General features: G+C 66.8%; 21 protein-coding genes. 18 read left to right on the top strand and 3 right to left on the bottom strand.

The annotated features are described in order from the left end of the window. Positions 1-19: 19 nt before the first annotated feature. Complete coding sequence (locus tag NMB40_RS05080; RefSeq protein WP_494360346.1) at positions 20-583, top strand: N-acetylmuramoyl-L-alanine amidase; 564 nt, start codon at positions 20-22, stop codon at positions 581-583. Here the strand turns inward: NMB40_RS05080 and NMB40_RS05075 are convergent. The 3 genes from NMB40_RS05075 to NMB40_RS05065 all read right to left on the bottom strand — a co-directional run bounded on the left by NMB40_RS05075 (position 573) and on the right by NMB40_RS05065 (position 3,071). Beyond that, positions 573-1,478 (bottom strand): sulfurtransferase, encoded by a 906-nt coding sequence (locus NMB40_RS05075; protein WP_494360345.1) that lies wholly within the window; start codon positions 1,476-1,478, stop codon positions 573-575. The two genes, NMB40_RS05080 and NMB40_RS05075, sit on opposite strands and share 11 nt — an antisense overlap. Continuing rightward, positions 1,475-2,257 (bottom strand): CoA pyrophosphatase, encoded by a 783-nt coding sequence (locus NMB40_RS05070; protein WP_494360344.1) that lies wholly within the window; start codon positions 2,255-2,257, stop codon positions 1,475-1,477. The genes NMB40_RS05075 and NMB40_RS05070 overlap by 4 nt, the downstream gene beginning before the upstream one ends. Positions 2,258-2,369: 112 nt before the next feature. Next, positions 2,370-3,071 (bottom strand): FKBP-type peptidyl-prolyl cis-trans isomerase, encoded by a 702-nt coding sequence (locus tag NMB40_RS05065; RefSeq protein ID WP_282248064.1) that lies wholly within the window; start codon positions 3,069-3,071, stop codon positions 2,370-2,372. 170 nt (positions 3,072-3,241) lie between these two features. Between NMB40_RS05065 and NMB40_RS05060 the strand changes: the two genes are divergently transcribed. The 17 genes from NMB40_RS05060 to rnt all read left to right on the top strand — a co-directional run bounded on the left by NMB40_RS05060 (position 3,242) and on the right by rnt (position 17,506). After that, positions 3,242-4,024: an enoyl-CoA hydratase/isomerase family protein gene (locus tag NMB40_RS05060; RefSeq protein ID WP_494360343.1), complete on the top strand. Its 783-nt coding sequence runs from the start codon at positions 3,242-3,244 to the stop codon at positions 4,022-4,024. Between the two features lie 3 nt (positions 4,025-4,027). Continuing rightward, positions 4,028-4,390, top strand: a complete 363-nt coding sequence (locus tag NMB40_RS05055; protein ID WP_494360342.1) for a hypothetical protein — start codon at positions 4,028-4,030, stop codon at positions 4,388-4,390. Further along, positions 4,390-5,064, top strand: coding sequence for an endonuclease III (gene nth / locus NMB40_RS05050; protein WP_494360341.1), 675 nt, complete (start codon positions 4,390-4,392; stop codon positions 5,062-5,064). Before NMB40_RS05055 ends, nth begins: the two co-directional genes overlap by 1 nt. Before the next feature lie 157 nt (positions 5,065-5,221). Next, complete coding sequence (locus NMB40_RS05045) at positions 5,222-6,433, top strand: OprO/OprP family phosphate-selective porin (protein ID WP_282248422.1); 1,212 nt, start codon at positions 5,222-5,224, stop codon at positions 6,431-6,433. Between the two features lie 227 nt (positions 6,434-6,660). Further along, positions 6,661-7,680, top strand: a complete 1,020-nt coding sequence (pstS, locus tag NMB40_RS05040; protein WP_093533913.1) for a phosphate ABC transporter substrate-binding protein PstS — start codon at positions 6,661-6,663, stop codon at positions 7,678-7,680. A gap of 552 nt (positions 7,681-8,232) precedes the next feature. Beyond that, positions 8,233-9,324 carry a phosphate ABC transporter substrate-binding protein PstS gene (pstS, locus tag NMB40_RS05035; protein WP_494360340.1) on the top strand — a complete coding sequence of 364 codons (1,092 nt, stop codon included), beginning with the start codon at positions 8,233-8,235 and terminating at the stop codon, positions 9,322-9,324. Positions 9,325-9,431: 107 nt separating this feature from the next. Continuing rightward, entirely contained in the window at positions 9,432-10,400 is a 969-nt protein-coding gene (pstC, locus tag NMB40_RS05030) for a phosphate ABC transporter permease subunit PstC (protein WP_282246478.1), read from the top strand. Then, a complete protein-coding gene (gene pstA / locus NMB40_RS05025; RefSeq protein WP_494360339.1) occupies positions 10,400-11,275 on the top strand; it encodes a phosphate ABC transporter permease PstA in 876 nt (291 codons plus the stop codon). The genes pstC and pstA overlap by 1 nt, the downstream gene beginning before the upstream one ends. Before the next feature lie 19 nt (positions 11,276-11,294). Then, on the top strand, positions 11,295-12,125 hold the full coding sequence (pstB, locus tag NMB40_RS05020) for a phosphate ABC transporter ATP-binding protein PstB (protein ID WP_494360338.1): 831 nt from the start codon (positions 11,295-11,297) through the stop codon (positions 12,123-12,125). Positions 12,126-12,177: 52 nt separating this feature from the next. After that, on the top strand, positions 12,178-12,882 hold the full coding sequence (gene phoU, locus NMB40_RS05015; protein ID WP_068854604.1) for a phosphate signaling complex protein PhoU: 705 nt from the start codon (positions 12,178-12,180) through the stop codon (positions 12,880-12,882). A 130-nt stretch (positions 12,883-13,012) separates the two neighbouring features. Continuing rightward, positions 13,013-13,354, top strand: a complete 342-nt coding sequence (locus NMB40_RS05010) for an RcnB family protein (protein ID WP_282246476.1) — start codon at positions 13,013-13,015, stop codon at positions 13,352-13,354. Between the two features lie 223 nt (positions 13,355-13,577). After that, complete coding sequence (locus tag NMB40_RS05005) at positions 13,578-14,087, top strand: RNA polymerase sigma factor (protein ID WP_282246475.1); 510 nt, start codon at positions 13,578-13,580, stop codon at positions 14,085-14,087. Positions 14,088-14,146: 59 nt separating this feature from the next. Then, positions 14,147-14,497 (top strand): HvfA family oxazolone/thioamide-modified RiPP metallophore, encoded by a 351-nt coding sequence (locus NMB40_RS05000; protein WP_494360337.1) that lies wholly within the window; start codon positions 14,147-14,149, stop codon positions 14,495-14,497. Further along, on the top strand, positions 14,484-15,347 hold the full coding sequence (locus NMB40_RS04995; RefSeq protein ID WP_494360336.1) for an HvfB family MNIO-type RiPP peptide maturase: 864 nt from the start codon (positions 14,484-14,486) through the stop codon (positions 15,345-15,347). The genes NMB40_RS05000 and NMB40_RS04995 overlap by 14 nt, the downstream gene beginning before the upstream one ends. Further along, on the top strand, positions 15,344-16,099 hold the full coding sequence (locus NMB40_RS04990) for an HvfC family RiPP maturation protein (protein ID WP_494360335.1): 756 nt from the start codon (positions 15,344-15,346) through the stop codon (positions 16,097-16,099). Before NMB40_RS04995 ends, NMB40_RS04990 begins: the two co-directional genes overlap by 4 nt. Positions 16,100-16,174: 75 nt before the next feature. Then, a complete protein-coding gene (locus NMB40_RS04985; RefSeq protein ID WP_494360334.1) occupies positions 16,175-16,834 on the top strand; it encodes an HvfX family Cu-binding RiPP maturation protein in 660 nt (219 codons plus the stop codon). Between the two features lie 84 nt (positions 16,835-16,918). Beyond that, a complete protein-coding gene (gene rnt, locus NMB40_RS04980) occupies positions 16,919-17,506 on the top strand; it encodes a ribonuclease T (protein ID WP_282246480.1) in 588 nt (195 codons plus the stop codon). Positions 17,507-17,522 lie beyond the last annotated feature (16 nt).

The following is a 17,522-nucleotide window of genomic DNA, read 5'->3' as shown; positions in this document are numbered from 1 at the left end:
CGAATGCTAGCATCGGCGCATGCCCGACCGCGCCCCGCCCCGCATCGACCAACAGCTGCTGCCCTATGTCGAGCAGTTGGGTGCGCGCGCGCCGGACGACATCGACCTGGTGGTGATCCACTGCACCGAACTGCCGGACCTGGCCATGGCGCGCAGCTACGGCGAACGCGTTCTGTACGACAGCGGCAGCGGCAACAGCGGGCACTACTACATCGACCGCGACGGCCGCATCGTCCAGTACGTCCCGGTCGAGCGCACCGCCCACCATGTCAGCGGCTACAACCCGCGCTCCATCGGCATCGAACTGGTCAATACCGGCCGCTACCCGCACTGGCTGGACTCGCGCCACCAGGCGATGGACGAACCGTACCCGGACGCCCAGATCGCGGCCCTGATCGACCTGTTGCAGCACCTGTGCGACACCCTGCCCGGCCTGCAGCACATCGCCGGCCACGAGGCGCTGGACACGCGCGAAGAGGTGGCCAGCGATGACCCGGACCGCCGCGTGCCGCGCAAACGCGACCCGGGCCCGTTGTTCCCGTGGCCGCGGGTGCTGGCGGCCGTTCCGTTGACTACGTTGTAGCTACCGGTCGGCTTGAATCGCTGACCCACCCGCTCCACGAATCGGCATAGACCCGGGCGCCGTGCAGCCCTGCCACTTCCATCGCCAGCAGCAGATGGCAGGCGGTCACGCCCGAACCGCACATCACCACCACCTGCCGTGGATCATGCGTGCCGATCAGCGGCCGCAGCGCGGCCTGCAGCTCGGCGGTCGGGCGCAGGCGGCCGTCGGCCACGTTCAATGCGAACGGGCGGTTCACCGCCCCGGGCACATGCCCCGCCACTGGATCCAGCGGCTCCACCTCACCCCGGAACCGTTCACCGGCACGTGCATCCAGCAGCCAGCCCGGCGCATGCTTCAAGCGCGCGGCGATCTCGTCCACCGACGCCACCTGGGTGGTGTCGAAACGCCCTGGATAGGGCGGCAACGGCACCACCTCGGGTACCTCCGTGGTCAACGGCAGACCGGCCGCCTGCCACGCTGCAAGGCCGCCATCGAGCACCGCCACCTGCGTGTGCCCGATCAGGCGCAGCAGCCACCACGCGCGCGCCGCCGCCATGCTGCCGTCGCCGCCGTCGTAGACCACCACCTGGGTGTCGGGACCGATGCCCCACCGCCCCAGCGTGGCAGCGAACGCGTCGCTGTCCGGCAACGGGTGGCGGCCGTGGCCGACCACGCTCATGTCAGCCAGGTCGCGGTTGACGTCCGCGCGCAGCGCGCCCGGCAGATGCCCGGCGGCATAGTCGCGCGCGCCGGACTGCGGATCGGCCAGCGAAAAACGCGCATCCAGCACGCGCGGTGCGGCACTCGCGGTGGCGCGTGCATCCAACAGGCGGGTGTCACCCTGCGCCAGCGCGCTGGACAGCGTCGCCACATCGACAAGGGTGGTCCACGGGGTCGGGTTCGCAGTGCTCATTCCAGTTGCTCCAGGCGGCGACGCAGGTTGTAGAGGATGGCGGCGGTGGCGCCCCAGATGCGCTGGCCCGGCCAACCGTATTCCAGCACGTGGCGGATGCGGCCGCGGTGGTCGATCTCGACCTGGTGCAGGTTGGCCGGATCCATCAGGTAATCGAACGGCACTTCGAATACTTCGGCCACTTCATCCGGCTGCGGCACCGCCACGAAACCCGGGTCGATCACCGCCACCACCGGCATCACCCGGTACCCGGTGATGGTCACGAACGGATCCAGGTAGCCCAGTACCTGCACCTGGTCGTACGGCAGCGCGATTTCCTCGTTGCTTTCGCGGATCGCGGCGGCCACTGCATCGCGGTCGTCCGGCTCCTGGCGGCCGCCCGGGAACCCGACCTGGCCGCCATGCTGGCGCAGCGTATCGGTGCGCCGGGTCAGCAGCACCTGCGCGCCGCTGGCGCGCGGGATGATCCCGGCCAGCACGGCCGCTTCCACTGGCGGGCCAGGCGGCAGCAGGTCGGCCAGTTCACTGCGGTTCCAGCCATCGCCGCCGGGCGGTGCATCCAGCGGGTGCAGCGCGCGCAGCAGGCGCTCGTGGCCGGCCAGCGAGCCGCCCAGCGACTGCCGCAGCTGGTCGCGCAGCGGCAGCACCCGACGCATCACATGGTCTTGTTCGTGTCGGGTCATCGTCGACCAGCGTGTGATTTCATCCACGTTGCGCAGGCAGCCGCCGCACAGGCCGGCGCGATCAAGCGCGCAGGTTCCGATGCAGGGACTGGGCATGGCATGGGCGGGGGTTCCGGAAAGTGCACCGCGCAACAGTAGCGCGAATGCGGGCAACAAAAAACGCGCCGATGTTTCCATCGGCGCGTTTTCGTGTTTCGAATCGTTCTTCTTATTTGACGCTGACCAGCTTGATTTCAAACTGCACGGCGACGTTCGGCGGGAACGGGGTACGCGGGTCGGCACCGTAGGCCTGTTCCGGCGGCAGGGTGACTTCCCACTTCGAACCGGCCGGCATCTGCAGCAGCACTTCGCGCATGGCCTTCATTTCGACTTCGCTGACCTTGATCGCCGGAATCTGCTGCGCCGGGCGGGCTTCGGTCGGACGGGTACCGAACGGGTACGGACCGGCCACTTCCAGCTGCACGGTGCTGGCCTGGGTCGGCTTGGCGCCCTTGCCGGCTTCGACGATGCGGTACTGCACGCCGCTCGGCAGCGCCTGCACGCCGGCCTTGGCCTTGTTGGCGGCCAGGAACGCAGTGCTCTTGGTCTTGTTTTCGGCGGCAGCCTTTTCGTACTCGGCCTTGGCAGCGGCGGCACGACCCTGCTCACGCTTCTGGAAGGCTTCGACGGCCGGCTTCAGCTGCTCGGCGGTGATCGCCGGCTGCTTCTTGGCGTAGGCATCCTGCAGGCCCTTCACCACCGAATTGATGTCCAGCTGTTCGCCGCGACCGGTGAGCTCAGCCAGGTTGTTGCCGTAGTCGTAACCGAAGTAATAGCTCAGCTTGCCCTTTTCGGACGAAGTGTCCTGGGCGAAGGCATTGCCCGTCAGGGCCAGGGCCGCGACGGCGACCGCGATAGAACGCAACTTCATCAAACGTTTCTCCAGGGGTGGTAACTCAGGACGCATTGGGCCGCCCTGAGGCGACGGGTTAGGATAGCCGCCGCAACGTTGAACCGCCACTAACGACGAAGGCTATGACCTGCCTTTGTTTCCAGAGTTCAATATCACTTTTTTTTAACGTTTTTCCAGGAGCCCCCGCCGTGGCCGACGCCCCCCTTACCGTTGTCGACGATGGTGCCATCCGCTGGATCACTGTCAACCGCCCCGACAAGCTCAATGCGCTCAACCGGGAGACCCTGGAGGCCCTGGATTCGGCGTTTCTGGCCGCAGGGCAGGAAGAATCCGTCCGCGTGGTGGTACTGACCGGGGCCGGCCCCAAGGCGTTCGTGGCCGGGGCCGACATCGCCGAAATGAACGGACTGACCCCGGTTCAGGGACGTGACTTCTCGCTGTTGGGCCAGGCCGTGATGCGCCGCATCGAACGCCTGCCCAAGCCGGTGATCGCCCGGATCAACGGTTTTGCGCTGGGCGGCGGGCTGGAACTGGCCATGGCCTGCCACCTGCGGGTGGCTGCCGACAGCGCCAGGGTCGGCCAACCCGAGATCAACCTGGGGCTGATTCCCGGCTTCGGCGGCAGCCAGCGCCTGCTGCGCCTGTGCGGTCGCGCCGCCACGCTGGAGCTGTTGCTGCTCGGCGCGCCGATCACCGCCGCACGTGCGCTGCAGCTGGGCATCGTGAACGAAGTGGTCGCGGCCGATGCACTGGATGCGCGCGTCAGCGAGCTGTCCACCCAGCTCGCGCGGTCCGCACCGCTCGCCCTGCGCGGCATTCTTGATGCCGTGCATGTCGGTGGCGAATGCACGCTTGCAGACGGGCTGGAATATGAGAGCGCACAGTTCGGCCTGATGTTCGCCACCGAAGACATGCGCGAAGGGACGTCAGCGTTCCTTGCGCGGCGTCCGCCGGTGTTCCAGAACCGCTGAGCGATGATGCACGACGCCACGCCCCTGCCCGCCCGCCTGTTGCTGCTGGTGCTGGATGACGACCTGGACGCTGCGCTGGCAGCGGGACTGATGGACTACGTGCCCGCCCCTGGCGATGACGCGTTGCTGGCTGGCCATCCCGACCTGCCGGCGCGCCTGCTGCACGCACAGCAGCAGTTGCAGCGTGCATGGGCCGCACGCGAGCGTTACCGCCAGCGCGCGCAGCGGCTGGCACGTCGCGCCGCCGAACGCGATGCCCGCCGTGCGCCTGCCGCACCCACTCCCGATCTGAAGCCGGCCCTTCCGCCTGCGGCCGCCGCGATTCTTGCGCGCGCCAAAGCCAGGGCTGCTGGAAAGCCTTCCTGATGACCACCGTTGCAAAGGCCGCACCGCGCAGCGCGCGCATGCCCAAGGCCGACGTCGTGGAAATGTTCACGCGGTTGCGCGAACTCAATCCGCATCCGAAGACCGAACTGGAATACAGCTCACCGTTCGAACTGCTGGTCGCCGTTGCGCTCTCCGCGCAGGCCACCGACGTGGGCGTCAACAAGGCCACGCGCAAACTGTTCCCGGTCGCCAACACGCCGCAGGCGATCCTGGCGCTGGGCGAGGACGGACTGAAGAAGTACATCGCCACGATCGGGCTGTTCAATGCCAAGGCGAAGAATGTCATCGCCACCTGCCGCCTGCTGATCGACCAGCATGGCGGCGAAGTACCGCGCGACCGCGCCGCGCTGGAAGCCCTGCCGGGGGTCGGTCGAAAGACCGCCAACGTGGTGCTCAACACCGCGTTCGGCGAGCCGGAGATGGCCGTGGACACCCACATCTTCCGGGTCGCCAACCGCACCGGGCTGGCGCCCGGCAAGGACGTGCGGGCGGTCGAGGACCTGCTGGTCAAGGTGATTCCGGCCGAATTCCTGCTCGATGCCCACCACTGGCTGATCCTGCACGGCCGCTACGTGTGCAGGGCACGCAAGCCGGACTGCCCGCAGTGCGTGATCCGCGACCTGTGCCGGTTCAAGCAGAAGACTGCCATCTGAACGCAACCGGGCAGTCATCTGTTTCAGGCAGTTTTGGCAACCCCAACAACAGCTTGCCTTGGGACCGGGGCTGCTTTGTCCGAAACTGTCATATTTACGCAATCTTCACTTATTAGCCTGCGCAGCATCTTCCCACCTGCCTGCAAGGCTCCTTTCCATGAAACTGCATCGCCAACTCCTTACTGCGGCCGTGGCTGCTGCGCTGTTCGTGCCGGCCGCTCACGCTGAAGTGGCCATCGACGTGATCGGCGGCTCGGAGATCACCTTCGAAGGCCTGGTCCAGGCCGACGGCAACTGGTTCGACAACGATGTGACCGATCTCAACGGTGGCGATGCCGCCAACGGCAAGGACAGCGAATTCGAACTGCGTCGCGCCGAGCTGGTGCTGAAGGGCAAGGGCCCGGGCAACGTGGAATGGGTGGTCGGCTACGACGCCAAGGCCGACAAGTTCCTGGACACCAACGTCAAGTACAAGCTGGCCGGCAACGCCAACCACTTCGTGCAGCTGGGCCAGTTCAAGCAGCCCAACAGCCTGGAAGAGCTGTCCAGCACCAAGAACAACGACTTCATCTCCAAGGCTGCGGTCACCAACACCTACGCCGTGGCCCGCCGCCTCGGTGGCGCCTACAGCTTCGGCGACAACAACTGGTCGGTCACCGCCAGCGCCTTCGGCCGTGAGCTGACCCGCAACCTGGCCCACGGCAGCGGCTACGGCGCGCGTGGCACCTGGGCGCCGATCAACGACAAGGGCCAGGTCCTGCACTTCGGCCTGAGCTATGTCGACTACGACACCGACGCCGACACCCTGCGCGTGCGCGCCCGTCCGAACGCCGACCTGGCCACCGCGCGCCTGGTCGACAGCGGCAACATGACCGACACCGACCGGGTCAAGACCATCGGTGCCGAAGCGATGTACATCGGGGGCCCGTTCAAGGCCCAGGCCGAGTACTACACCAGCGAAGCCAAGCGCATGACGCGCGACAACTACACCAGCGACGGTTTCTACGTCAGCGGCCTGTGGAACATCACCGGCGAGACCTGGGGCTACAAGGGCGGCACCCCGACCACCGGCCTGCCGGACGAGCCGGGCCGTGGCATGTGGCAGCTGGGCGCACGCTATGACTCGATGAACCTGGACGATGGCCATCTGAACGCCAACCCGGTTGCCGGTCGCCCGCCGATCGTGGACGGCGTGCTGGGCGGCAAGATGGATATCTGGACCGTGGGCGTGAACTACTACTGGCGCTCCAACACCAAGTTCGCCCTGAACTACGTAATGGTGGACAGCAAGAAGTACAGCTCGGCCACGCGCACTTTCGTGAACGACGACCCGAACATCCTGGAAGCACGCCTGCAGTTCTTCTGGTAAGTCTCGCAGTACCTCTGTGATTGAAAGGGCGCAGCTTGGGCTGCGCCCTTTTTTTGTTTGACCGCCGTCACAACGGCTTCCGTAGAGCCACGCCCTGCGTGGCTGGAAGTGTCGACCCGCTGTGTCACGGTTGCGTCATATGACAGTCGCTGCGCTGTCACGGAACCGTTATGGAATAGGCACCGGGCGGGAAACCCCGCACCACCATCCATCCCAGGAGCCACCCCGTGATCCACGCCTTCAAGTCGCGCGCCGCTGTTGCCGTTCTCGCCGCGTCCTCCGTGTTCGCCGCCAATGCCGCCGATGTGACCGGCGCGGGCGCATCGTTCATCTACCCGGTCATGTCCAAGTGGTCGGCCGACTACAGCACCGCGACCGGCAAGAAGGTCAACTACCAGTCCATCGGTTCCGGTGGTGGCATCGCCCAGATCAAGGCGGCCACGGTGGACTTCGGTTCGTCCGATGCCCCGCTGAAGCCGGAAGAGCTGGCTGCGGCCGGCCTGGCCCAGTTCCCGTCGGTGATCGGCGGCGTGGTGCCGGTGATCAACGTGGCCGGCATCGCCCCGGGCGCGCTCAAGCTCGATGGCGTGACCCTGGCCAACATCTTCCTGGGCAAGGTCAAGACCTGGAACGACCCGGCCATCGCCGCGCTCAACCCGGGCGTGAAGCTGCCTGACGGCAAGATCACCGTCGTGCACCGCTCGGACGGTTCGGGCACCACCTTCAACTTCGTCAACTACCTCTCCAAGGTCAACCCGGAGTGGAAGTCCAAGGTCGGCGAAGGCACCTCGGTCCAGTGGCCGGTGGGCATCGGCGGCAAGGGCAATGAAGGCGTTGCCGCTTACGTGAAGCAGATCAAGGGTGGCATCGGCTACGTCGAACTGTCCTACGCGCTGCAGAACAAGATGTCCTACGCTGCGATGAAGAACGCGTCGGGCAAGGTCGTGCTGCCGAGCGACGAGTCCTTCGCCGCCGCTGCCGCCAGCGCCGACTGGGCCAACGCCAAGGACTTCTACCTGGTCATGACCAACGCCCCGGGCGCCGAAGCGTGGCCGATCACCGCCACCAACTTCATCCTGGTCCGCAAGCAGCCGAAGAACGTCAACAGCGCCAAGGCCACCCAGGAATTCTTCCGCTGGATCTACAAGAGCGGCGATGCCCAGGCCAAGCAGCTGGACTACGTGCCGCTGCCGGACGCGCTGGTCAAGCAGATCGAGACCTACTGGTCGCAGAACCTGAAATATTGATTGAAGGGGTCACGGCCCACGGTCGTGACCTACCAGGCAACGGTGTCGCCAGGTCCTCTCTCCCCCTGGCGGCACCACCGGCGCGGATCGAAAGGTCCGCGCTTTTTTTTCTGCCGCGAGCGTCGGGGGCCCCGCCGCGACCGGTAGGCCCCTGTGCAAATGTCCCCCGGCCGTCGCCCTGCGGCGACGGCCTCCTCCTTTACTTTGCCAGGGACCTACCGGCCGCGACGGGGCAAGGCTTGCGGTTGGCAGGAAAAAGCAGTTGCCAGGGGGCCAACGCCGGTGGATCGAGCGCCGGGGCGGCATACCCTTGGAGGCGAAGTAAAGGAGGAGGTGTCGGCCTATGGCCGACGCCGGGGACATTCGCCGGAAAGGGTATGGCGCCCCGGCGCTCGATTCACCGGCAGCCGCTGTAGATCCCGCCCGCCAGCCCTTGCCCCACGGGCCTGCAACGTGCCCCCGGTCACGGCGTCATCAAGCTGTAACAAAAACATCATTTCATAGCAGCGTCAGCCGGCGAGACCGGCCCCCTATCCCGCTACGGAGTGACGCATGAAACTGCATTCGGCCAGCTTTGCCGCCCTTTCCCTGGCCATCGCGCTGGGCCTGTCCGCCTGCAAGCCGGCCGCCGAAGGCCAGGCTACCGCCTCGGCAGAAGGCGCGCCCGCCGCTGCCCCGGCCGCCGGCGACAAGCTGACCGCCGAGATCTCCGGCGCCGGCGCCTCCTTCATCTTCCCGCTGGTGTCCAAGTGGTCCGCCGACTACAACGCCGCCACCGGCGCCAAGGTCAACTACCAGTCGATCGGTTCGGGCGGCGGTATCGCCCAGATCAAGGCCGGCACGGTTGATTTCGGTTCCTCCGACAAGCCGCTGTCCAGCGAAGAGCTGGCCCAGGCCGGCCTGGGCCAGTTCCCGTCCGCCATCGGCGGCGTGGTCCCGGTGGTGAACATCGACGGCCTGGAAGCCGGCAAGCTGCGCCTGAGCGGCCCGCTGCTGGCCGACATCTTCCTGGGCAAGGTCAAGACCTGGAACGACCCGGCCATCGTGGCCGCCAACCCGGGCGTGAAGCTGCCCGACGGCAAGATCACCCTGGTCCACCGTTCGGACGGTTCGGGCACCACCTTCAACTTCTCCAACTACCTGTCCAAGGTCAGCCCGGACTGGAAGAGCAAGGTCGGCGAAGGCACCTCGGTGCAGTGGCCGGACGGCGTGGGTGGCAAGGGCAATGAAGGCGTGGCCTCGTACGTGAAGCAGATCAAGGGTTCGATCGGCTACGTCGAACTGGCCTACGCGCTGCAGAACGGCATGCCGTACGCCTCGATGCAGAACGCGGCGGGCAACTGGGTGCAGCCGACCGCCGACAGCTTCGCTGCGGCTGCGGCCAGCGCCGACTGGGCCAGCGCCAAGGACTTCAACCTGGTCATCACCAACGCCCCGGGCGACCAGGCGTGGCCGATCACCGCCACCAATTTCATGCTGATGCACAAGCAGCCCAAGGATGCCAAGCGCAGCAAGGACACCTTGGCGTTCTTCACCTGGGCCTTCCAGGACGGCCAGGCCCAGGCCAGCGAACTGCACTACGTGCCGCTGCCGGCAGAACTGGTCAAGCAGATCGAAGCCTACTGGGCTGTCGAGTTCAAATGAGAAGGCCAGGCCCGCGCCATGCGCGGGCCTGACCGGTCGTAGTGCCGGGCCATGCCCGGCAATTCACCATCACATCGCATCACACCTCACGGGCCCCAGCCTTTCCCATGAATGCCATTGCCCAGCCTGCACCCGCACCGTCCCTCCGCGACCTGCGTGATGCCCGCAACGACAAACTGTTCCGGTGGGTGCTGATCGCCACCGTGTTCCTGGTGCTGGTCGCCCTGGCCTGCGCCGCGCTCTCGATGCTGTGGGGCGGCCGCCATGCCCTGCAGGAGCAGGGCCTGAGCTTCTTCTACTCCTCCGACTGGAATCCGGTGGAGAACAAGTTCGGTGCGCTTGCGCCGATCTACGGCACCCTGGTCACCGCCCTGATCGCAATGCTGATCGCAGTGCCGGTGAGCTTCGGCATCGCCTTCTTCCTCACCGAAGTGGCGCCGCGCTGGATGCGCGGCCCGGTCGGTACCGCCATCGAACTGCTGGCCGGCATCCCCTCGATCATCTACGGCATGTGGGGCCTGTTCGTGCTGGTGCCGGTGATGACCGAGTACGTCACCCCCACCCTCAATGAGACCCTGGGCGAATGGCCGATCATCGGCCCGCTGTTCCAGGGCCCGCCGCTGGGCATCGGCGTGCTCACCGCCGGCTTCGTGCTGGCGATCATGGTCATTCCGTTCATCTCCTCGGTGATGCGCGAAGTGTTCCTGACCGTGCCGACCCGCCTGAAGGAATCGGCCTACGCGCTGGGTTCCACCAAGTGGGAAGTGAGCTGGGACATCGTGCTGCCCTACACCCGCTCGGCGGTGATCGGCGGCATCTTCCTCGGCCTGGGCCGTGCGCTGGGTGAAACCATGGCCGTGGCCTTCGTGATCGGCAACAGCGTGCGCCTGTCGCCGTCGCTGCTGGAACCGGGCACCACCATCGCCGCGCTGATCGCCAACGATTTCGGCGAGGCCACTGAGACCTACCGTTCGGCGCTGCTGCTGCTCGGCTTCGTGCTGTTCATCGTGACCTTCGTGGTGCTGGCAATCGCCCGCCTGATGCTGATGCGCCTGTCCCGCAAGGAGGGCAACTGATGTCCATCGCCGTCGCCAACAACGCGCAGCCGCTGTACCTGCGCCGCCGCATCGTCAACATCGTCGCACTGCTGCTGTCGTGCCTGACCGCACTGTTCGGCCTGTTCTTCCTGGGCTGGATCCTGTTCACCCTGGCCTCCAAGGGCCTGGCCGGGATCAACCTGGACCTGTTCACCAAGATGACGCCGCCGCCCATGCAGGAAGGCGGCTTGGCCAATGCCTTCTTCGGCAGCGCGGTGATGTGCGCGCTGGCCATCGCCATCGGCACGCCGCTGGGCGTGCTGGCCGGCACCTGGCTGGCCGAGTACGGCAACTTCCGCAAGGCCGGCACCGTGGTGCGTTTCGTCAACGACATCCTGCTGTCGGCACCGTCGATCGTGCTGGGCCTGTTCGTCTACACCCTGTACGTGATGCAGACCGGCGGCCAGTTCTCGGCTTTCGCGGGTGCGCTGTCGCTGTCCTTCATCGTGCTGCCGGTGGTGGTACGCACCACCGATGAAATGCTGCGGCTGGTGCCCTCGCAGATGCGCGAAGCGGCCCTCTCGCTGGGTATCCCGCAATGGAAGGTCACGGTGCAGGTGCTGTACCGCAGCGCCGCCGCCGGCATCGTCACCGGCATCCTGCTGGCCCTGGCCCGCATCTCCGGCGAAACCGCGCCGCTGTTGTTCACCGCCTTCGGCAACCAGTACTGGAACAGCAACGTGTTCCAGCCGATGGCGAGCGTGCCGGTGGTGATGAACCAGTTCGCCGGCAGCCCCTACGAATCCTGGCAGACGCTGGCTTGGGCAGGCGCCCTGGTGCTGACCCTGTTCGTGCTGCTGGTAAGCCTTTCGGCGCGCGGCATCCTGCTGCGCAACCGTATCTCCCATGACTGACCTTTCCACGGACACCGCCATGAACGACCTCACCAATGCCGTGCCGATGCAGCGCATCGCGGTGCCGGCCTCGCATGAATCGCTGGGCAACCCGGCACCGATCAAGCTGGCCGCCCGTGGCCTGGACTTCTACTACGACAAGTTCCATGCGCTGAAGAACATCAGCCTGGAAGTACCGGAAAAGCGCGTCACCGCGCTGATCGGCCCGTCCGGCTGCGGCAAGTCCACCCTGCTGCGCATCTTCAACCGCATCTACGCGCTGTACCCGAAGTTGGAAGCGCGCGGCGAGGTGCTGCTCGATGGTGAGAACATCCTCTCGCCGAAGTACCCGATGAACCGCCTGCGCAGCAAGGTCGGCATGGTGTTCCAGAAGCCGGTGCCGTTCCCGATGACCATCTTCGAGAACGTCGCCTATGGCATCCGCCACCACGAAAAGCTGTCCAAGGCGGACATGAAGGACCGCGTCGAGCATGCGCTGCGCCAGGGTGCGCTGTGGGACGAGGTGAAGGACAAGCTTGGCCAGAGCGCGCTGGGCCTGTCCGGTGGCCAGCAGCAGCGCCTGTGCATCGCCCGCGCCGTGGCCCTGCGCCCGGACGTGCTGCTGCTCGACGAGCCGACCTCGGCGCTGGACCCGATCTCCACCAGCCGCATCGAGCAACTGGTGGAAGAGCTCAAGCACGACTACACCATCGTGATCGTGACCCACAACATGCAGCAGGCCGCGCGCGTGTCCGACTACACCGCCTTCATGTACCTGGGCGACCTGATCGAACACGACCGCACCGAAGTGATCTTCTCGCAGCCGATCAAGCAGCAGACCGAGGATTACATCACCGGGCGGTTCGGCTGAGCCGGACCGTTTGCGCGACGATGCCACCAACCAGACAATCGAGCACATCACAATGAACATTCCGAACGACCACATCGTCAAGAGCTACGACGAAGAACAGCAGCGGCTGGTGGCCGAAATCGTGCGCATGGGCGAAATGTCCGTGGCGCAGCTGGAAGCGGCGCTGGACGTGATCGAGCGCCGCGACGACAACGCCGCCCAGCGCATCATCGCCAACGATGAAGCCATCGACAGCCTGGAGCAGCAGATCAGCCATGACGTGATGCGCCTGGCGCTGCGCGGCCCGATGGCGCGCGACCTGCGCGAGATCCTGGCCGGCCTGCGCATTCCGGCCGACATCGAACGGATCGGCGACTATGCGGCCAACGTGGCCAAGCGTTCCATCGCGCTGAGCAAGGTGCCGCCGCTGCCGCAGATCCAGGGCCTGCGCTCGCTGGGCCGGCTGGCCGCACAGCAGGTGCGCCGTGCCATCGAGGCCTACCGCGACAACGACGCCGCCGCCGCGCTGGCGCTGCGCGAGGACGATGCCCGCCTGGATGCGCAGTACACCGCGCTGTTCCGCGAACTGCTGACCTACATGATGGAAGACCCGCGCAACATCACCCCCTGCACCCACCTGCTGTTCATGGCCAAGAACCTGGAGCGCGTGGGCGACCACGCCACCAACATCGCCGAGAACGTGTGGTTCCTGGTGCACGGCGAGCAGGCGCTGCCGCCGCGCGAGAAGCGCGACGAGACCAGCACCGAACGCCTGTAAGCACGCGCCCGCGCGTGTTACACGCCGTTACAGGCCGATACTGCGTATCGGCCTTTTTTAATTGCCTATTCAGCAAAAAAATCCCACTCTGGACCTGCGTTCCACCCCACCGCTCCAGAGGGCTCACACCATGAAACGTCTCCTCGCCGCTGCGCTGTCCCTGACCCTGCTTGCCGCGACCGGTTCGGCCTTCGCCGCCCCGCCCCACCATGACGACCGTGACAACCGCGACCGCCATGACCAGCGCGATGACCGCAACCATGGCCCATCGCGGGGGCACGACCGCCACGATCCGCCGCGCCGTGGCGGCCACCTGGCCAAGGACCATCGTGGTGCCTACGTGAGCGACTACAAGCGCCACGGCCTGCATGCGCCCAAGCGTGGCCAGCAATGGCGCAAGGTGGATGACCGCTACGTGTTGATCGCCGTCGCCACCGGCCTGATCGCCGACGTGGTGCTCAACGGCCGTTGATCCGTTCGCGACAACCCAGACCCTGTGACGCGCCGGGACCTCCCGGCGCGTCTGCGTTTGGGGCCTGGATCATCGGCGTCGCGCCTTGTCGCGAACATCCCGACATGTCGCGAACGCACCGCCGGCACTGAATCGTCCCTGTCCCAATCCGGCGCCCCGCGCATCCTTGTAGCCCCGGGCGCGCTCTTATCCTGTGCCACCTTGAACAGGATCCGCCGACCGCATGCACCGCCTCTGCCCGCACGAACTTGCCGCCGCCCACCGCGGCGACCGCGCCGCGCTGGACCGTGTGCTGCGCCATTCGCGCCAGCACCTGCGCCGCTATGCCGAGTACCACTGCGTCATCAACGATGTCGAGGATGCGGTGCAGGAAAGCCTGATCACCGTTTCACGGCGGCTGTGCGACCTGCGCCTGGTGGAGTGCTTCACCTCGTGGGCCTTCCGCATCGTCAAGCGCGAGTGCAACCGGCTCAAGCGGGCGCGCTGCCAGTGGCGGCACGAAGAGCTGCGCGAGGAAATCCTGCCACCGGCCCAGCACGACAACCTGGACCTGCGCCGCGATTGCGCCGCTGCACTGGAATCGCTGCCCGCCCATTACCGCGAAGTGATCCTGCTGCGCGACCTGGAAGGGCTGTCGATCGCCGAACTGGCCGCGCGGCTGTCCACCACCCCTGAAACCATCAAGGCCCGGCTGCACCGCGCCCGCGTCATGGCGCGCGAATACCTGGCCTGATGTTCCCCGCGTGCCGGCAATCCGGCATGCTTCCCCTGCAACTACAAGGAGCTATTCCCATGACCCTGTCCACCAAACACGCTTCCCTGCTGGCCTGTGCCGCGCTTGCCGGCGGCCTCGGCCTGGCCGGCACCGCCTCGGCGCTGTCGATGACCGACCTGGCCCAGGGCTACGCGCTGGCCGCCCAGGCCACGCCCAAGGCCGATGCCAAGGCGGCGGAAGGCAAATGCGGCGAAGGCAAGTGCGGCGCCGACAAGGCCGCCTCGCATGCTGCCGACAAGAAGCCCGCGGAAGGCAAGTGCGGCGAAGGCAAGTGTGGGGCCGACAAGAGCAAGGCCACGCCCGCGCCAGCCGCCAAGAAGACCGCCGAGGGCAAGTGCGGTGAAGGCAAGTGCGGTGCCGGGCACTGATCCACGCACCCGCGTGAGCCCTGCCCGCCCACTGCCGTTGCCTGCAACGGCGGTGGGACTGGGGCTGCGCCGCGCCCTGCTCGATGACCTGGAACAGGCACCGCCCGGCGATATCGATTTCCTCGAGTGCGCGCCGGAGAACTGGATCGGGCTGGGTGGCGTGATGGGCGAACGCCTGCGCGGGCTCAGCGCGCGCCATCCCTTGACCTGCCACGGGCTGTCGCTGTCGCTCGGCGGCAGCGCGCCACTGGACCTGGCGTTCATCGACCAGGTCGGGCGCTTCCTGGACGCACACGATGTCCGCCTCTACAGCGAACACCTGAGCTACTGCAGCGACGACGGCCACCTGTATGACCTGCTGCCGCTGCCGTTTACCGACGAAGCCATCCGCCACACCGCTGCCCGCATTGCCCGGGTGCAGGACCGGCTGGGCCGGCGCATCGCGGTGGAGAATGTGTCTACCTACCTCACCCCGCATGCAGCGATGAGCGAACTGGACTTCACCACGGCGGTGCTGCAGGAAGCCGACTGCAACCTGCTGCTGGACATCAACAATGTCTACGTCAACGCCATCAACCATCGCTTCGACCCCGTCGCGTACATCGACGGCCTGCCTGCTGCACGCATCGTCTGCCTGCATGTTGCCGGGCACTACGATGAAGCCGATGACCTGAAAATAGATACCCATGGCAGCGCCGTGGTCGCGCCGGTATGGGCGTTGCTGGAACATGCCTGCGCGCGTTTCGGGCCGCGCCCGGCCCTGCTCGAGCGCGACTTCAACCTGCCACCCTATGCCGAACTGCAGGCGGAGCTGCGGCAGATCCGCGGCATCCTGGGTGCAGCAGCATGAGCAGCCTGCTGCGCGACCAGCAGTTTGCCCTGACCCGCCACCTGCGCGATCCCGTACATCAACCGTCGCCTCCAGGCCTGGAGCCGCGACGGCTGCAGATCTATCGTGACCTGCTGTTCAACAACCTGCAGGCACTGCTGGGCAGCAGTTTCCCGGTGGTGCTGCAGGTACTGGACGACGCGGAGTGGCAGGCGCTGTGCCGGCGCTACTTCATCGAGCACCGCTGTGCGTCGCCCTTGTTCACCGAGGTCGCCGCCGAGTTCGTGCAGTGGCTGCAGCTGCAGGACACGCTGCCGCGCCCGTTCCTGGCCGAGCTGGCGCATTACGAATGGGTGGAACTGGCGCTGCAGTCGCGCGATGCGCTCCCGCTCGATCCGTGCGGCGAGGATGCCGATGCATGGCATGGCACAGTGCAGCGTTCCCCCCTGGCGTGGCCGTTGGCCTATGCATGGCCGGTGCAGCAGATCGGCGCGGCCTTCCAGCCGGTGGATGCACCACCGGCGCCGACGTTCCTGCTGGCACGTCGGGCCGCCGACGGGCACATCGTGTTTTCCCAGCTCAGTCCCCTGGCGTGGCAGCTGCTGCAACAGATGGACGCGGACCCACCCCGCAGCGGAGCCGCGCACCTGCGGCAGCTGGCCGACGAGAACGGCCTGGACCCGTGCGACCTGGAACCGCCGGGGCGGGCACTGCTGGCGCAGTTGCTCTCCACGGGCGTGATCGGGCTCGCCCACTCCCCGACCGGCGGCTGAACCTCGCCGCCGGCACCCGCATCGTTCCCCGCGCGCCGGCCCTCTTCAAGGGACTTCCCTTTCCAGGCCGTCCCCATGCATCTCCGCCGCTTCCTTGCTTCCACCCTGCGCCCCCGCCTCGATGGCCTGGGCGCCTGGCTTGCCCCGCTGGGACTGCGCATCCTGCTGGCCTGGGAATATCTGGAATCCGGGCTGGAAAAATGGCGCGGAGTGAACTGGTTCGACACCCTCCAGGCGCACTTCCCGCTGCCACTTCGCTGGCTGCCGGCCGAGTTCAACTGGCAGGCAGCGACCTGGATCGAACTCATCGGCGGCATCTGCCTGCTGCTGGGCGTGGCCACCCGGGCCACGGCCGCGCTGCTGATCGGGTTGACCGTGGTGGCGACCGCGGCCGTGCACTGGCCGGCGCAGTGGGATTCGCTCACCACGCTGGCGCAGGGCTATGCGATCAGCGACCAGGGCCAGGGCAACTTCAAGCTGCCGCTGTTGTTCATCGCCATGCTGCTGCCGCTGCTGCTGCAAGGCGGCGGGCGGCTGAGCGTGGATGGCTGGCTGGCCCGGGCACCGGATGGCCGCGCGGATGCACTGGCATGGGGCGGATTGGCGATGGCTGCGGCCTGGCCGCTGGGCTGGCTGCTGCCGGGACCGGCGCTGTTGCTGGCCGTGCTGGGCGCGGCCTTGCTGGGCGTGGCGGTCTGGCAGCGCCACCACGGGGCGGCCAGGTCGCTCTGCTAAACTTCGTGCATGACTCAAGACCTCCCCCAGACCGCCGGCGCGCCGGTGGCCGCTGAAGACATGCCCTCTGCCGCCCAGCGCATGATGGCGACCCGCTTCCGTGGCTTCCTGCCGGTGGTGGTGGATGTGGAAACCGGCGGCTTCGACAGCCAGCGCCATGCGCTGCTGGAGATCGCCGCGGTGCCGATCGAGATGGACGACAACGGCCTGCTCTATCCGGGCCAGACCGCCAGCGCCCACGTGGTGCCGGCCGAAGGGCTGGACATCGACCCGAAGTCGCTGGAGATCACCGGCATCATCCTCGACCACCCGTTCCGGCTGGCCAAGGCGGAAAAGGACGCGCTGGACCACATTTTCGCGCCCGTGCGCGCGGCGGTGAAGAAGTACGGCTGCCAGCGCGCGATCCTGGTCGGCCACAACGCGCACTTCGACCTGGGCTTCATCAATGCCGCGGTGAACCGGGTCGGGCACAAGCGCAACCCGTTCCACCCCTTCAGCGTGTTCGACACGGTGACCATGGCCGGTATCGCCTATGGCCAGACCGTGCTGGCGCGGGCAGCCACGGCTGCCGGGCTGGGCTGGGATGCGGACGAAGCGCACAGCGCGGTGTATGACACAGAGCAGACGGCAAAGCTGTTCTGCAAGATCGCCAATGCGTGGCCGCGCCCTTGATGTGACATTGCGTGGG

The sequence above is a fragment of the Stenotrophomonas sp. FBCC-B152 genome, assembly GCF_059134105.1.
The sequence above is the reverse complement of the archived record's forward strand: the minus strand, read 5'-3'. Positions and strand labels throughout refer to the sequence as shown.

Bases quoted from the DNA above. Each gene is read 5' to 3' on its own strand.
- NMB40_RS05080 (WP_494360346.1), top strand. From the start codon at position 20: ATGCCCGACCGCGCCCCGCCCCGCATCGACCAACAGCTGCTGCCCTAT.
- NMB40_RS05075 (WP_494360345.1), bottom strand. From the start codon at position 1,478: ATGAGCACTGCGAACCCGACCCCGTGGACCACCCTTGTCGATGTGGCG.
- NMB40_RS05070 (WP_494360344.1), bottom strand. From the start codon at position 2,257: ATGCCCAGTCCCTGCATCGGAACCTGCGCGCTTGATCGCGCCGGCCTG.
- NMB40_RS05065 (WP_282248064.1), bottom strand. From the start codon at position 3,071: ATGAAGTTGCGTTCTATCGCGGTCGCCGTCGCGGCCCTGGCCCTGACG.
- NMB40_RS05055 (WP_494360342.1), top strand. From the start codon at position 4,028: ATGATGCACGACGCCACGCCCCTGCCCGCCCGCCTGTTGCTGCTGGTG.
- nth (WP_494360341.1), top strand. From the start codon at position 4,390: ATGACCACCGTTGCAAAGGCCGCACCGCGCAGCGCGCGCATGCCCAAG.
- NMB40_RS05045 (WP_282248422.1), top strand. From the start codon at position 5,222: ATGAAACTGCATCGCCAACTCCTTACTGCGGCCGTGGCTGCTGCGCTG.
- pstS (WP_494360340.1), top strand. From the start codon at position 8,233: ATGAAACTGCATTCGGCCAGCTTTGCCGCCCTTTCCCTGGCCATCGCG.
- pstC (WP_282246478.1), top strand. From the start codon at position 9,432: ATGAATGCCATTGCCCAGCCTGCACCCGCACCGTCCCTCCGCGACCTG.
- pstA (WP_494360339.1), top strand. From the start codon at position 10,400: ATGTCCATCGCCGTCGCCAACAACGCGCAGCCGCTGTACCTGCGCCGC.
- pstB (WP_494360338.1), top strand. From the start codon at position 11,295: ATGAACGACCTCACCAATGCCGTGCCGATGCAGCGCATCGCGGTGCCG.
- phoU (WP_068854604.1), top strand. From the start codon at position 12,178: ATGAACATTCCGAACGACCACATCGTCAAGAGCTACGACGAAGAACAG.
- NMB40_RS05010 (WP_282246476.1), top strand. From the start codon at position 13,013: ATGAAACGTCTCCTCGCCGCTGCGCTGTCCCTGACCCTGCTTGCCGCG.
- NMB40_RS05005 (WP_282246475.1), top strand. From the start codon at position 13,578: ATGCACCGCCTCTGCCCGCACGAACTTGCCGCCGCCCACCGCGGCGAC.
- NMB40_RS05000 (WP_494360337.1), top strand. From the start codon at position 14,147: ATGACCCTGTCCACCAAACACGCTTCCCTGCTGGCCTGTGCCGCGCTT.
- NMB40_RS04990 (WP_494360335.1), top strand. From the start codon at position 15,344: ATGAGCAGCCTGCTGCGCGACCAGCAGTTTGCCCTGACCCGCCACCTG.
- NMB40_RS04985 (WP_494360334.1), top strand. From the start codon at position 16,175: ATGCATCTCCGCCGCTTCCTTGCTTCCACCCTGCGCCCCCGCCTCGAT.
- rnt (WP_282246480.1), top strand. From the start codon at position 16,919: ATGGCGACCCGCTTCCGTGGCTTCCTGCCGGTGGTGGTGGATGTGGAA.